Annotated in this window: 13 protein-coding genes; 4 read left to right on the top strand and 9 right to left on the bottom strand. The window is 66.9% G+C overall.

Features of this window, described 5'->3' with window-relative positions; genetic code table 11:
* Nucleotides 1-1,093: IS30 family transposase (locus ACWD3C_RS30600; RefSeq protein WP_451149407.1), on the top strand; the 1,093-nt coding region annotated here is incomplete at its 5' end.
* Here the strand turns inward: ACWD3C_RS30600 and ACWD3C_RS30595 are convergent.
* The 5 genes from ACWD3C_RS30595 to dnaB all read right to left on the bottom strand — a co-directional run bounded on the left by ACWD3C_RS30595 (nucleotide 1,041) and on the right by dnaB (nucleotide 7,738).
* Complete coding sequence (locus ACWD3C_RS30595) at nucleotides 1,041-2,105, bottom strand: TniQ family protein (RefSeq protein WP_451149406.1); 1,065 nt, start codon at nucleotides 2,103-2,105, stop codon at nucleotides 1,041-1,043. The genes ACWD3C_RS30600 and ACWD3C_RS30595 overlap by 53 nt on opposite strands.
* On the bottom strand, nucleotides 2,102-3,220 hold the full coding sequence (locus ACWD3C_RS30590) for an ATP-binding protein (RefSeq protein WP_451149405.1): 1,119 nt from the start codon (nucleotides 3,218-3,220) through the stop codon (nucleotides 2,102-2,104). Before ACWD3C_RS30590 ends, ACWD3C_RS30595 begins: the two co-directional genes overlap by 4 nt.
* Nucleotides 3,217-5,343 carry a helix-turn-helix domain-containing protein gene (locus tag ACWD3C_RS30585; protein WP_451149404.1) on the bottom strand — a complete coding sequence of 709 codons (2,127 nt, stop codon included), beginning with the start codon at nucleotides 5,341-5,343 and terminating at the stop codon, nucleotides 3,217-3,219. The genes ACWD3C_RS30590 and ACWD3C_RS30585 overlap by 4 nt, the downstream gene beginning before the upstream one ends.
* On the bottom strand, nucleotides 5,340-6,062 hold the full coding sequence (locus ACWD3C_RS30580; RefSeq protein WP_451149403.1) for a TnsA-like heteromeric transposase endonuclease subunit: 723 nt from the start codon (nucleotides 6,060-6,062) through the stop codon (nucleotides 5,340-5,342). The genes ACWD3C_RS30585 and ACWD3C_RS30580 overlap by 4 nt, the downstream gene beginning before the upstream one ends.
* A 197-nt stretch (nucleotides 6,063-6,259) precedes the next feature.
* Nucleotides 6,260-7,738: a replicative DNA helicase gene (gene dnaB / locus ACWD3C_RS30575; RefSeq protein WP_451149402.1), complete on the bottom strand. Its 1,479-nt coding sequence runs from the start codon at nucleotides 7,736-7,738 to the stop codon at nucleotides 6,260-6,262.
* A gap of 459 nt (nucleotides 7,739-8,197) precedes the next feature.
* Here dnaB and ACWD3C_RS30570 point away from each other — a divergent pair, with 459 nt between their 5' ends.
* On the top strand, nucleotides 8,198-9,535 hold the full coding sequence (locus ACWD3C_RS30570) for an MATE family efflux transporter (protein ID WP_451149401.1): 1,338 nt from the start codon (nucleotides 8,198-8,200) through the stop codon (nucleotides 9,533-9,535).
* 194 nt (nucleotides 9,536-9,729) lie between these two features.
* Here ACWD3C_RS30570 and rplI read toward each other — a convergent pair whose 3' ends face one another.
* The 4 genes from rplI to rpsF form a co-directional block, all read right to left on the bottom strand.
* Nucleotides 9,730-10,176: a 50S ribosomal protein L9 gene (gene rplI / locus ACWD3C_RS30565; protein WP_266957554.1), complete on the bottom strand. Its 447-nt coding sequence runs from the start codon at nucleotides 10,174-10,176 to the stop codon at nucleotides 9,730-9,732.
* Nucleotides 10,177-10,194: 18 nt separating this feature from the next.
* The gene (gene rpsR, locus ACWD3C_RS30560; protein ID WP_006381652.1) at nucleotides 10,195-10,431 is read right to left on the bottom strand and encodes a 30S ribosomal protein S18; all 237 of its coding nucleotides are present in this window, start codon (nucleotides 10,429-10,431) and stop codon (nucleotides 10,195-10,197) included.
* Between the two features lie 89 nt (nucleotides 10,432-10,520).
* Complete coding sequence (locus ACWD3C_RS30555) at nucleotides 10,521-11,102, bottom strand: single-stranded DNA-binding protein (RefSeq protein WP_451149400.1); 582 nt, start codon at nucleotides 11,100-11,102, stop codon at nucleotides 10,521-10,523.
* A gap of 77 nt (nucleotides 11,103-11,179) precedes the next feature.
* Nucleotides 11,180-11,470, bottom strand: coding sequence for a 30S ribosomal protein S6 (gene rpsF / locus ACWD3C_RS30550; RefSeq protein WP_003956532.1), 291 nt, complete (start codon nucleotides 11,468-11,470; stop codon nucleotides 11,180-11,182).
* Nucleotides 11,471-11,733: 263 nt separating this feature from the next.
* Between rpsF and ACWD3C_RS30545 the strand changes: the two genes are divergently transcribed.
* Both ACWD3C_RS30545 and femX read left to right on the top strand, forming a co-directional pair.
* Nucleotides 11,734-12,048 (top strand): hypothetical protein, encoded by a 315-nt coding sequence (locus ACWD3C_RS30545; RefSeq protein WP_451149399.1) that lies wholly within the window; start codon nucleotides 11,734-11,736, stop codon nucleotides 12,046-12,048.
* Between the two features lie 256 nt (nucleotides 12,049-12,304).
* Complete coding sequence (gene femX / locus ACWD3C_RS30540; RefSeq protein WP_451149398.1) at nucleotides 12,305-13,426, top strand: peptidoglycan bridge formation glycyltransferase FemX; 1,122 nt, start codon at nucleotides 12,305-12,307, stop codon at nucleotides 13,424-13,426.
* Nucleotides 13,427-13,465: the final 39 nt, after the last annotated feature.

Below are 13,465 nucleotides of genomic sequence, written 5' to 3'. Positions count from 1 at the left end.
CGCCCGCAGGCTGGGCAGGGACCCTTCGACGATCTCGCGGGAGGTGCGGCGCAATGCCGCCACGCGCGGTGGGCAGCTCACCTACCGGGCCTCGATTGCGCAGTGGAAGGCCGAACTGGCCGCGCGGCGGCCGAAGACGTCCAAACTGGCCGACAACGAACGGCTGCATGAGTACGTCCAGGACCGCCTTGCCGGAGAGCTCCGTCACCCGGACGGTACGCCGGTGCCGGGACCCTTGGCGCCACGGTGGAAGGGACGGAACAAGCCCAGGCGTCAGGACCGCCGTTGGGTGAACTCGTGGAGCCCGCAGCAGATTTCGCACCGGCTGAGGGCAGACTTCCCCGATGATGAGTCCATGCGCATCTCGCACGAGGCGATCTACCAGGCCCTCTACATCCAGGGCCGCGGAGCGCTGAAACGTGAGCTCGTCGCCTGCCTGCGCACCGGCCGGGCCCTGCGGGTTCCTCGCGCCCGGACCGCCGGCCGGGGCAAGAAGTTCGTCACCGAGGAGGTGCTGATCAGTCAGCGGCCGGCCGAGGCGGAGGACCGAGCGGTTCCCGGTCACTGGGAGGGCGACCTCATCATCGGTCTGAACAGCTCCGCGATCGGCACCCTGGTGGAACGCACCAGCAGGTTCACGATGCTGCTGCACCTGCCACCCATGCCCGGCCACGGTGGCCCACGGGCCAAGAACGGCCCCGCATTGGCCGGTCACGGCGCCGAGGCCGTACGTGAAGCTCTCGCGGAGGCGATCACCGACCTGCCCGCCCAGCTCCGCAAGTCACTGACCTGGGACCAGGGTTCGGAGCTGGCGCAGCACGCCCAGCTCCGCATCGACACCGGTCTGGAGATCTACTTCGCCGACCCGCACAGTCCTTGGCAGCGGGGAACGAACGAGAACACCAACGGCCTGCTGCGGCAGTACTTCCCGAAGGGCACCGACCTCGGCAGGCACACCCGCGAGGATCTCGCTGCCGTCGCCACGGCCCTCAACGGCAGACCCCGTAAGACCCTTGGCTGGAGAACACCCGCCGAGACTCTCAACAATCACCTACTATCAACACAAAGTAGAAGTGTTGCGACGACTCCTTGAACCTGAGCCGGTCTTCCCGTTTCATCGCCTGCAGGAGGTCACGCATAATGCTGCCCGCCTGCTGGATGTCCGGTTCGATCAGGGCTTTCAGGGCTGCTGCGACCGCAACGGCAGTACTGACCGCGGTAGGCGGTGCCATGAAGCCCGGTCGCTTCAGCGCCATGCGGCGACTGCGGGGAACGGTCTGGTGTTCTTCGATCAGGTCCGCGGGGACCACGGACGACAGTTCTGCGAGGTTGGCGGTGGCCAGGAGACGGCTCGCGACCGTGCGGATGTCGGCCAGAGCGACCGCGACTGGTTGAGGTGATCTCGCGTAAACGCCGAACTGGGCGACCCCGGAGGTGATGGCGTCCAGGATCAGGCTCTGCGCTCGCAGAGCGAAGTGCCCGGCAGGCAGCGCGAGCGTGGGAACGTCGGTGAGGTCATGGCCGCAGCGGCCCGGGCGGCGATCACCCGGTTCACGATTCCGGACTCTTCGGCAGCGTCCAGGGTGGGGGATCTGCGTGTTCTGATGGGGACGATCTCGTTGCGTGTTGCCGCAGCAGGGACAGGTGTCGGCGAGGAGTCGCAGGTGGTGGACGCAGGCGAAGGACCATCCGAGGCGCCAGGTCAGCTGCCACCGCCCGCCGGAGGAAGCAAGGCAGTCGGGGCAGAATCGTGATCCTGAGGCACGGCCCCACAGAACGTGGCGGTTGACGCGGGGCTGGTGCTCCCTCAAAAGGAGGGCCTTCCCATGGAAATGGGCGAGCGTCATGCGGATGATCTGCGCCGGCTCGACGCCTGTCGCATGCGCGATGGCCGAGACCTCATGCGGCCGCAGCATGATCGTCCGGTCCGTTGGGCCGGGGCCCTGCGGGGCTTGCCGGCCTCTGGGTGCAGGCAGGCCGAGGGCTTCCAGGAGGTTCCCGAGCGGGCTGTGATGCCGGTGGGCCACGGCTTCCAGCCAGGAGTCGAGGGCTTCTCCTTCAACGGGCTGCAGTCTGAGTGGCAGTGTCCTCGGTGCGGCCGTCATGCTGCTTTCCTGCGGCTGGGCCGAGGGCGGCTGGTCAAACGCCCTGTCTGCAGGGCGGCTTCGAGCTCCTGGCGGCCGTTTTCGGATGCCTCGTCGTTCTTCACTCCGGCGAGCAGATCGCGGCTGAGGCGTTCGGCGCCGCTGCGGACGGCCCGCTGGCATCCACGGTTGATCAGTGTCATGAGTGACCCGATATGCCCAGTGCTGCGGGCGAAGAGGTCGTCAGACAGATCATCGGCGAGCATGCCGGGGTACTTGTCCGCGAGGACAACCCGCTGTTCGAGGGCCAGCAGCATCTGCCGCCAAGCCCGCCGCCCCTTCTCGTTCTTGATGGTGAAGGGAGGCATGCCCAGCCGGGTGGTGCGACGGCCCGTCTGGGCCAGGGCCGCATCGCTCTGCCTGTCCCCCTCGCTGAACAAGCCTTTCCCCGCGAGACCGACACCGATCATCACCAGGGTCACGGGGAACTCGTTGGCGATCCACTTGAGGTGGTTGCTGACCTCAATGCCGTTCGTCTTCCCCCACTTCAGGAAGTGCAGATCATCGAGTACCAGGACACGGACCTCGCAGGACAGAACGCAGTCCAGTGCCTGCTGGCCGAGCTGGGCGGTGGTCCCGCGGATGCGACCGGGGTGGCCGAAGAACTCCACCAGGGCCCGGTTGAGGTCCTTCATCCCGGTGTTGCCGGTGAGACCGACCCTGCAGACGGGCCAGCGTTCATGCCCGGCCGCGGTGAACTCTCCCTGTTCGGCGATCTCCCTGCGGTGGAACTCCCGAGCGAAGGCCAGCACCGAGGTGGTCTTCCCCAGACCGGGGAAGGCGTCAACGGCCACCGCTCCCTTGGCCTTGTCCCCGTCCTGCAGGTTGCTGTCGACGATGTCCCACAAGTCATCGTGCAGTTCGGCAAGCTGAGGCGTCTTGATCGGGCCGAGATTCGCGTGCCAGTCACGCCGTCGACGGTCGTACTCGGCTCTCGCCGGCTCGCTCAAGGCGTTCAGCTGGGGACGGGTCAGCACCTCGGGCTGGTCGCGGCGGGCAGCCTCGGCGAACGCTTTGAGGTCTTCTTTCCGCGACAGGGCCAGGTTGCCCAGGTTCGGCAGACTGGCCGTACTCACACGTCCTCCAGGGCGTCCGCGTAGAAGTCGCTCTCCTGAGCGAGGTCGTCGAGGTCGGCCTCGTCGTCATCGCCCGTCTCGGCCACCGACTCCTGGAGGTCGGTCTCTGCCAGCCCGTCGTCCTGGCCCAGAGCTCTGCGTACGAGCGGAAGCGAGACGACCGCCTCCTGCTCGGTGTCAGGGAGGTCGATGGCGGCCTGTTCGCGCGAAAGGCGTAGGGCCATGCGCCGCTCGGCGAGCGTGGTGCCCAGCCCGAGGTTCCAGCGTTCCAGCAGGTCGGCGACGGCGAGCCGGTCGTCGGGGTAGCGGTATTTCGCGGCGGCCAGCTTCCGGGCGAAGGCCAGCGCGTCCTCGCTCAGCGGCATCCGTGCCGACGGCGCGTGCTCCCAGGTCAGCGTCTGCCAGTGATGATTGAGGTCGCGGAAATAGATGCGGGTGATGTCGTCGGGGTCGACCTGGAACGGCCAGCCGTTCTTCACCGGGCTGTCGTAGGGGCTGCGGATGCCGGGATCGGGCAGGCCCGGGCCGCTGTAGCGGCGGCGGCCGATCTCAACACCGTAGTGCTGGATCGTGCGCCACTCGGTCTTCAGGAACTCGAAGGCGAGATCCCGGTCCCGGGGAACCTCGATGTATCCGGCCCTGGCCATCCCGTGCTCGAACATCTTCGCCGGGGACATCCGCAGCCCCGGCAGACCCGGATCGACCAAACTGGAGTGCGGCCGGCAGTGATAGACCGCCGCGGTCCACTCCCTGATGATCGCCTCCAGCTCGTCGAGGAAGAAGAACGCATCGTCCTCCGGGCTCTCGCCGCGGGAGTGGATGTCGGGGCCCTTGTAGCCGGGCAGGGCCTGCAGCAGACCCTCGCGCAGGGTGCGGAAATAACGCTCCACGGGCCCTTTGTCCCGGCCCGTTCGCAGCCTCGCTGGTTGGATCGAAATGCCCATCCGACGGCAGACGCTCGTCAGATGCTCGGAGACATAGACCTTGCCATGGTCCACCACCAGCGTCTCGGGAACCAGAGGCGGCGAGGCGAGCCCCGGCCCGCTGGCGCCCTCGACATCGACCACGACGGTGCGGGGGATGCCGTGCTCGGGCCAGACCGCATGTCGCGGCCAGTCCCGTTCCGCCGGCCTCGGCCTAAACGACTGGAAGAGCACCGCGCTGACGTCCACCGCCTTCGTCGAGACCGGGGTGAGCCGGATCCCTGTGATGCAGCGGGTGTACCAATCCATCCCGACACTCAGCTCGGCCTGCACCCACTTCAAGGTCAGCGGGTCGAACGCGAAGACGTCCAGCCGTGTGGTGTCCATCAGCAGGTACTCGCCCGGCCGCGTCGGCCGCAGCTTCCCGTACGGACCTTCCGGACGATCCGCGATATCCCGGTTCCGCTTCGTACTCAGCCGGAACAGCGGATGCCTCCTCTCCAGGCCCTCCAGAACCCGAAACGCAGTCGCCCTGCTCGGCTGCGGCACCACCTCCGGACCGAACCGGGCAATCACCCGGGCCCGCGTCCGCTCAATCACCAGCGTCCGCGACGGCTTCGACTGATCGGTGTGCTCGACCATCACCTCCAGCGCGGTCTCCACCCACCGGTCATCGACCGACGGCTGCGGCGGTCCGGACAAGCCGCGCTTCGAGACAAGCCCGGCCTCACCATGACGCCGAAAATCAGCGACCCATTGCTTGATCGAGCGGACCGACACCCCAAGTTCCCGAGCCTTCGCTGCATACTTGGCCTCGGCTGGCTCACTGGCCCCGTACTCGGTGCGAGGTTCTCCTTCGCGTACGAGTTCCGCACCGCCCGAGCGGTAGCCCGTCAGGACCTCGCGGACATGTTCCGCTCGTTCGAGGACTTTCCGTCGCTCATCATCACGCAGTTGGCTCAGGACAACCGAAGCGATCTCCTCAGCATCATCTGCCGACGGACCGGCCTGGTCAGGAACGATCTCGGCACGGTCGGAGAACAACAGCTCCTTCAGGGACAGCCGCCGGACACAGCCATGCCCGTCCTTGAGGACCACCTCGTTTCCCCTGGTCGTCGCCGCCGGCTCGACGACTTCGACGGTCGCTCCGTCGTAGCGGAATCGCGTACCGACTCCGACGCGAGCCCCGGCCCTGCTCATGCCGCCTGCCGCAGCGTGCACGACGGGCCGAGCGGCTGGTCGAGATCGGTAACAAGACTCTGCGTCCAGAGCAGATGATGGATGGCTGACCGGACCTGGGGTCCCGGCTGGCAGGGCAGACAGGCCGCAGCCCGCCCCAAGGGCACCCCATCGAGATCAATTCCACGAAGGTCTTCCAGCAGGGCCGCGCTGAACAGCCAGTCCCTGCGGTAACCCGCCAGGAATCGGACATTCTCCAGCTCCACCGTCGGAGGCTCGCTCCAGACCTCGTACTTCCATCCGCGCGCCTCCACCGCCTGCCGGGTCCAATCGAAGGTGAACGCGACCTCGGGCCTGGACAGACGGTGCAGTGGCTTGACGTCAACGATCACCGGCACCTGGTCGGTGAACAGGAGATAGTCCGGGATGTGCTTGCGGACCTTCCCTTCCAGCACGGTCTGAAGCAGGAAGGGCTGAGCCACGATGCCGTGGACGCTGCGATCGAAGTCCGCGAAGAGCAATCGGGCCAGCTCCAGGCGGGACTCGTAGATCACGTGGTCGTGCATGGTCGCCGACCAGTAGGTACCCGAGTAGTGCTTTTGCCCTCGGTGCCAGCGGAATACCCGCCACGGCGCCGCGGAGGCCAACAGATCCTTGGAAGCGGCGGGCCAGGCATACTCCTCGACCTCGTCGCGATCATGGCGACGCACTCTGACCACGACTTCCGCAGCAATGCTCACGACGTACCCCCACCCAGACCGTGGTCCGTACGACCAGACTGCCCACCGTCGAGAGCAGCCGCCTGAGCTCGGAGCCACGTAGCCCGAAAGAGCGAACGCGCCGACCTGCTTGTCTCACAGGCGCTTCATAAATGCAGCCAATGTGAAGCGGAGCGTGAGACTGTGCAGCGAAATCTGAGACCCTACAGGCTCCCGGATCAGGTCTGCGCCATGTCCACGAAGCGCGAGTAGTGGCCCTGGAAGGCGACCGTGATCGTGGCCGTAGGGCCGTTGCGGTGCTTGCCGACGATGATGTCCGCCTCGCCCGCGCGCGGGGACTCCTTCTCGTAGGCGTCCTCCCGGTGCAGCAGGATCACCATGTCGGCGTCCTGCTCGATCGATCCGGACTCACGCAGGTCGGAGACCATGGGCTTCTTGTCCGTGCGCTGTTCGGGACCACGGTTGAGCTGCGACAACGCGATCACCGGCAGCTCCAGTTCCTTGGCCAGCAGCTTCAGGTTTCGCGACATGTCCGAGACCTCCTGCTGCCGGCTTTCCGAGCGCTTGGAACCGCCGGACTGCATCAGCTGGAGATAGTCGATGATGACGAGCTTCAAGTCGTTGCGCTGCTTCAGGCGGCGGCACTTGGCGCGGATCTCCATCATCGACAGGTTCGGGGAGTCGTCGATGTAGAGCGGTGCGGCCGAGACATCCGGCATACGGCGCGCGAGCCGGGTCCAGTCCTCGTCCGTCATCGTGCCCGACCGCATGTGGTGCAGAGCCACGCGTGCCTCGGCCGACAGCAGACGCATCGCGATCTCGTTGCGGCCCATTTCGAGCGAGAAGATCACACTCGGCAGGTTGTGCCTGATGGAGGCGGCGCGCGCGAAGTCCAGGGCGAGAGTGGACTTACCCATGGCGGGACGGGCGGCGATGATGATCATCTGGCCCGGGTGCAGACCGTTGGTGAGCTGGTCGAGATCGGTGAATCCGGTCGGCACGCCGGTCATCTCCCCCGACCGCGAACCGATCGCCTCGATCTCGTCGAGCGCGCCCTCCATGATGTCGCCGAGCGGCAGATAGTCCTCGGTGGTGCGCTGCTCGGTGACCGCATAGATCTCGGCCTGCGCTCTGTTGACGATCTCGTCGACGTCGTCGTCGGCCGCATATCCCATCTGTGTGATGCGCGTCCCGGCCTCGACCAGGCGGCGCAGCACCGCACGCTCGTGGACGATCTCCGCGTAGTACTCGGCGTTCGCCGCCGTCGGCACCGTCTGGACGAGGGTGTGCAGATAGGAGGCGCCGCCGACCTTGGTGATCTCACCACGCTTGGTGAGCTCTGCGGCGATGGTGATGGGGTCGGCCGGCTCGCCCTTCGCGTAGACGTCGAGGATCGCCTGATAGATGGCCTCATGCGCCGGCTTGTAGAAGTCGTGGCCCTTGAGGACCTCAACCACGTCCGCGATGGCGTCCTTGGACAGGAGCATGCCACCGAGAACGGACTGCTCGGCGTCCAGGTCCTGCGGCGGTACGCGCTCGAAGGACGAGCCCGCTCCCTCCCACGCGCCATCGTCGTGGCCTCGGTCGTGTTGCTCGTCACGGCCCCGGCCACCATTGCTGCGCCGACGGGAGGGGGGCAGACGGTCGCCGGGCCCGCTGTCGGCCCACGGCTCGTCCAAGGGCTCGGAAATGCTCACCGGGCCACCTCCTCCCGTCCGCAGCGCGGACCTCGCCGTGCACCTCATTTCTAGAGCACGACACTGACAAAGTAAGAAGCCCAACTCCGCTTCTGATGCGTCGGTTTTGCGAAGTTTCCAAGTCCGCGGGAGGAGTGGGCGCCGCACAACGGTAGGCCCGTCGGCACCGTCAGCCAATCTGGTTATCCACAGGCCATGTGGACGACGGCCCCTATGCTGTGGAGAACTCCCCAAATCCTGTGCACGACCCGGTGGACAGGCCTGTGAACAAGCCCGCACCTCATTCGACCCACCCGCCCTGAGCTGCGGATTTCCCGTCCACCGGCTGTGCAGAAGAAAAACTTTCCCAGTCGGACCGAGATCAGCTCGAACACTCCACAGCGACACGCCCGGCTGAGCAGAAAGTAAGGGGTGCAAGGCAATTGCATCTCTTACCTGTGGACGATTAGATTGATGGTCATGACACAGGCTCCCGCGGCGCCCAAGGCCGCTCGGCGTCGGCACGACCGAGAGATCGTCGCACTGGCCGTTCCGGCTTTCGGCGCGCTCGTCGCCGAGCCGCTGTTCCTCATGGCCGACACCGCCATCGTCGGCCACCTCGGCACCGCGCAACTGGCCGGCCTCGGCATCGCCTCGGCCCTTCTCGCCACCGCCGTGAGCGTCTTCGTCTTCCTCGCGTACGCCACCACGGCCGCCGTCGCCCGTCGCGTGGGCGCCGGTGATCTACGCGCCGCCATCCGTCAGGGCATGGACGGCATCTGGCTCGCGCTGCTGCTCGGCGCCGCAGTCATCGCCGTCGTCCTGCCCACGGCCCCCGCCCTGGTGCACCTCTTCGGCGCCTCGGACACCGCGGCCCCGTACGCGACGACGTATCTGCGGATCTCGGCACTCGGCATCCCGGCGATGCTGGTCGTGCTCGCTGCCACCGGCGTCCTGCGTGGCCTCCAGGACACGAAGACGCCGCTGTACGTCGCCGTCTCGGGCTTTGTCGCCAACGCCGCCCTCAACGCCGGTCTCGTCTACGGCGTCGGCCTGGGCATTGCCGGTTCCGCCTGGGGCACGGTCATCGCCCAGTGCGGCATGGCCGTGGTGTACCTCCGGGTCGTGGTCCGTGGAGCCCGGCGGCACGGCGCCTCCTTGCGTCCGGACGCCGCCGGGATACGGGCCTCCGCCCAGGCCGGGACACCCCTGTTGATCCGTACGCTCTCACTGCGGGCGATCCTGATGATCGCCACCGCCGTCGCCGCGCGACTCGGCGACACAGATGTCGCCGCGCACCAGATCATCCTGTCCCTCTGGAGCCTGCTCGCCTTCGCGCTCGACGCGATCGCCATCGCCGGACAGGCAATCATCGGCCGCTACCTCGGCGCGGGCGACACCGCGGGTGCCCGCGACGCCTGTAGGCGCATGGTGCAGTGGGGGGTCTCCACCGGTCTTGTACTCGGACTACTGGTGATCGTCACCCGCCCGGTGTTCGTCCCTCTCTTCACCGGTGACTCGGCCGTCCAGGACGCCGCGTTCCCCGCCCTGGTCGTGGTGGCGCTTTCCCAGCCGATCTCCGGAATCGTCTTCGTGCTCGACGGTGTCCTGATGGGCGCCGGAGACGGCCCGTATCTGGCGTGGGCAATGCTGTTGACTCTGGCGGTCTTCGCCCCCGTCGCCCTGCTTGTCCCCACCTTCGGCGGCGGCCTGACCGCCCTGTGGGGAGCGATGGCGCTCATGATGGCGATGCGGATGCTGACCCTGTGGCTGCGATCCCGCTCGGGGCGCTGGGTCGTCACGGGTGCGACGCGCTGAGCGGGCGCAGATACTGAGGCATCCAGCTGTCTCGCCGGAGCGGCTGTTTCACGTGAAACATTGCCCTGTTAGCGCGGTTTCACGTGAAACAGTCACTCCGCAGCCGTGCCAGAAGCGGCCGATTCCCCGGCAAGCGCGTGGGGCCGCACTCCGAAGAGTGCGGCCCCACAACACTGTTTCAACAAGCGCAGCGCTCAGGCCGCGACAACCTCGATGTTGACCTTGGCGGCCACCTCGGGGTGCAGACGCACGGACGTCTCGTGAGCGCCCAGCGTCTTGATCGGCGCGCCCAGCTCGATGCGGCGCTTGTCGACCTCGGGGCCACCGGAAGCCTTGATCGCCGAGGCGATGTCGGCCGGGGTGACGGAACCGAAGAGACGACCGGCGTCGCCGGAGCGGACGGCCAGGCGGACCTTGACACCCTCGAGCTGGGCCTTGACCTGGTTGGCCTGCTCGATGGTCTGGATCTCGTGGATCTTGCGAGCACGACGGATCTGCTCGACGTCCTTCTCGCCACCCTTGGTCCAGCGGATCGCGAAGTTCCGCGGGATCAGGTAGTTGCGGGCGTAGCCGTCCTTGACGTCGACGACGTCACCGGCAGCGCCGAGGCCGGAGACCTCGTGGGTGAGGATGATCTTCATGTGTCGGTCACCCTTCCCTTAGCGCGCAGTGGAGGTGTAGGGCAGCAGCGCCATCTCACGGCTGTTCTTGACAGCCGTGGCGACGTCACGCTGGTGCTGCGTGCAGTTGCCCGTCACGCGGCGGGCACGGATCTTGCCGCGGTCGGAAATGAACTTCCGCAGCATGTTCGTGTCCTTGTAGTCCACGTACTGGACCTTGTCCTTGCAGAAAGCGCAGACCTTCTTCTTCGGCTTGCGCACAGGCGGCTTCGCCATGATGTTTCTCCTGTGTGATCAAGAAGTTTGGGTACGACCCGCCCTCGACCCGGAGGCCTGACCGGCCCGAAGGCCGCAGGCCTGAAGGCCTAGAAGGGGGGCTCGTCCGAGTAGCCGCCGCCACCGCCAGCGCCACCGCCGCTGGAGCTTCCGCCCCAGCCGCCGCCCTGGTTGCCACCGGCGGGAGCGCCGGTCGCCCACGGGTCGTCGGCGGGAGCGCCGCCGCCCTGCTGACCGCCGCCGGGGCCACCGCCCCAGCCGCCGCCACCGCCACCGCCGCCGCCGTAACCACCTTGGCCACCGCGGCCTGTGGTCTTGGTGACCTTGGCCGTGGCATTGCGCAGGCTGGCGCCGACTTCCTCGACGTCCAGCTCATAGACCGTGCGCTTGACGCCCTCACGGTCCTCGTAGGACCGCTGCTTCAGCCGGCCCTGCACGACGACGCGCATGCCTCGCTGGAGCGACTCGGCGACGTTTTCCGCCGCCTGACGCCAGACCGAGCAGGTCAGGAAGAGGCTCTCGCCGTCCTTCCACTCGTTGGTCTGACGGTCGAAGGTACGGGGAGTGGACGCGACACGGAACTTCGCGACCGCCGCACCGGACGGGGTGAAGCGCAGCTCGGGGTCATCGACAAGGTTGCCGACGACCGTGATGACGGTCTCGCCTGCCATGGGGGAACCTCTCGGCGGGTTTGCTGCTGGCTGCTTGTGGTGCTACTCGGATCCCAGGATCGACTGAGCGGGAGGGCTCAGTGGGTCTCGGGGCGGAGGACCTTGGTCCGGAGGACCGACTCGTTCAGGTTCATCTGGCGGTCGAGCTCCTTGACGACCGCGGGCTCGGCCTGCAGGTCGATGACCGAGTAGATCCCCTCGGGCTTCTTCTTGATCTCGTACGCGAGACGACGACGGCCCCAGGTGTCGACCTTCTCCACCTTTCCGTTGCCCTCACGGACGACGGAGAGGAAGTTCTCGATCAGGGGGGCGACGGCGCGCTCCTCCAGATCGGGGTCGAGGATGACCATCACCTCGTAGTGACGCATGTGGAACCCACCTCCTTTGGACTCAGCGGCCACGGTCGTTCCGTGGCAGGAGGGTTGTGATGCGTACGCAACGGTATCGGCTGCCACTGACAATCGGGGTCCCTGCGAGGAATCCCTGCTGTGGCCTGGGCAGACACTGCTGCAGACGATACAGAGTACCCGTACACCGGCTTCCGGTTGAAATCCGGTGGTGTAGACCGTCAATCTGTACACATCGGGTGTGTATGGCGCTACGATGCGCCGCCTTCCGCAGGAGGTGCCCCATGGCACAGACAGCGCGACCCAACATCGCCGGATCCCTCTTCGCCACCGACCACAAGCCGCATCCGCTGCAGAACATCCTGCTCGCCGTGACCTTGGTGCTCGGAGCGGTCTCGTTCGTCACGGCGTTGTTCCCCAACCTGCACCTGCTGAGTTCCTGGACAGGGCTGGTGGGGATCCTGACCGGCGCGTACGGGCAGTTCGTCTCGGAGACGACCCGTGAGCGCTTCGGCATGATCGTGGGTCTCGGTGCCTCGGCTGTGGGCTTCTTCCTCGGCATGGCCCATGGAGGTCTCTTCGGCGGGGTCCTCGGCTGACTCCGTCACACAAGTACGGTAGGGCGGCGGCTGGTTGGCCGTCGTCCTGCCGGGCTGTTCCCTTGCCATCGGGCCAAGCGGCCGAATCCAAGCGTCCGGACGTCCGGATAACACCGTCCGTCGTCCGGGCCGTGTACCGGTCGGTCCCAAGGTTCCGTACGGCCAGACAGGGCGCTCGCGGGGCGCAGTAGGCTTCGGCGCGAGAGCCGGAGCCCCTGTACCCATGGGGACACACCAGCCCGAGGAGCGCCCCGACATGAGCCTGACCCTGAGGACGATCAGCCGAGAGCAGCATCTGGCGTACATCCAGAGCCTGCCGTCGGCGAGCCACATGCAGGTTCCGGCCTGGGCTGACGTCAAGGCGGAGTGGCGCTCCGAGAACCTCGGGTGGTTCGACGACAGGACCGGTGAGATGGTCGGCGCGGGTCTGGTGCTGTACCGCCAGTTGCCCAAGATCAAGCGTTACCTCGCCTATTTGCCCGAGGGCCCGGTCATCAACTGGTTCGCGCCGAACCTCACCGACTGGCTCGAACCGATGCTCGCGCACCTCAAGCAGCAGGGTGCCTTCTCCGTGAAGATGGGCCCGCCGGTCATCATCCGGCGGTGGGAGGCCGCGTCCATCAAGAAGGGAATCCAGGACCCGGACGTGAAGCGCCTGCGCGACATCGAGGCCGATTTCATCGAGCCACGTGCCTTCGAGGTCGCCGACAAGCTGCGCCGGATGGGCTGGCAACAGGGCGAGGACGGCGGAGCCGGCTTCGGTGACGTACAGCCTCGCTATGTCTTCCAGGTACCGCTCGCGAACCGCTCCCTGGAAGAGGTCCACAAGAACTTCAACCAGCTGTGGCGCCGCAACATCAAGAAGGCCGAGAAGGCCGGCGTCGAGGTCGTCCAGGGCGGTTACCAGGATCTGGAGGAGTGGCAGCGGCTGTACGAGATCACGGCCGTGCGCGACCGCTTCCGGCCCCGCCCGCTGTCGTACTTCCAGCGCATGTGGACGGCCCTCAACACCGAGGACCCCAACCGGATGCGGCTGTACTTCGCACGGCACAACGGGGTGAACCTGTCGGCGGCGACGATGCTGGTGGTCGGTGGGCACGTCTGGTACTCGTACGGCGCCTCGGACAACATCGGGCGTGAAGTCCGGCCCTCGAACGCGATGCAGTGGCGGATGCTGCGCGACGCCTACGCCCTCGGCGGGACCGTGTACGACCTGCGGGGCATCTCCGACTCGCTGGACGAGACCGACCACCTCTTCGGTCTGATCCAGTTCAAGGTGGGCACCGGCGGACAGGCCGCCGAATACCTCGGGGAGTGGGACTTCCCGCTCAACAAGCTGCTCCACAAGGCACTCGACATCTACATGTCGCGCCGCTGACCTGGTCCGGCATCGCCCCGCCGGTCCGGCGGACGCACC

The sequence above is a fragment of the Streptomyces sp. NPDC002845 genome, assembly GCF_053591955.1.
This window is presented reverse-complemented; position numbering and strand designations above follow the sequence as displayed.

Excerpts from the sequence above, each read along its gene's own strand:
- ACWD3C_RS30595 (WP_451149406.1), bottom strand. The coding sequence starts at position 2,105 with ATGACGGCCGCACCGAGGACACTGCCACTCAGACTGCAGCCCGTTGAA.
- ACWD3C_RS30585 (WP_451149404.1), bottom strand. The coding sequence starts at position 5,343 with ATGAGCAGGGCCGGGGCTCGCGTCGGAGTCGGTACGCGATTCCGCTAC.
- ACWD3C_RS30570 (WP_451149401.1), top strand. The coding sequence starts at position 8,198 with ATGACACAGGCTCCCGCGGCGCCCAAGGCCGCTCGGCGTCGGCACGAC.
- rplI (WP_266957554.1), bottom strand. The coding sequence starts at position 10,176 with ATGAAGATCATCCTCACCCACGAGGTCTCCGGCCTCGGCGCTGCCGGT.
- rpsR (WP_006381652.1), bottom strand. The coding sequence starts at position 10,431 with ATGGCGAAGCCGCCTGTGCGCAAGCCGAAGAAGAAGGTCTGCGCTTTC.
- ACWD3C_RS30555 (WP_451149400.1), bottom strand. The coding sequence starts at position 11,102 with ATGGCAGGCGAGACCGTCATCACGGTCGTCGGCAACCTTGTCGATGAC.
- rpsF (WP_003956532.1), bottom strand. The coding sequence starts at position 11,470 with ATGCGTCACTACGAGGTGATGGTCATCCTCGACCCCGATCTGGAGGAG.
- ACWD3C_RS30545 (WP_451149399.1), top strand. The coding sequence starts at position 11,734 with ATGGCACAGACAGCGCGACCCAACATCGCCGGATCCCTCTTCGCCACC.
- femX (WP_451149398.1), top strand. The coding sequence starts at position 12,305 with ATGAGCCTGACCCTGAGGACGATCAGCCGAGAGCAGCATCTGGCGTAC.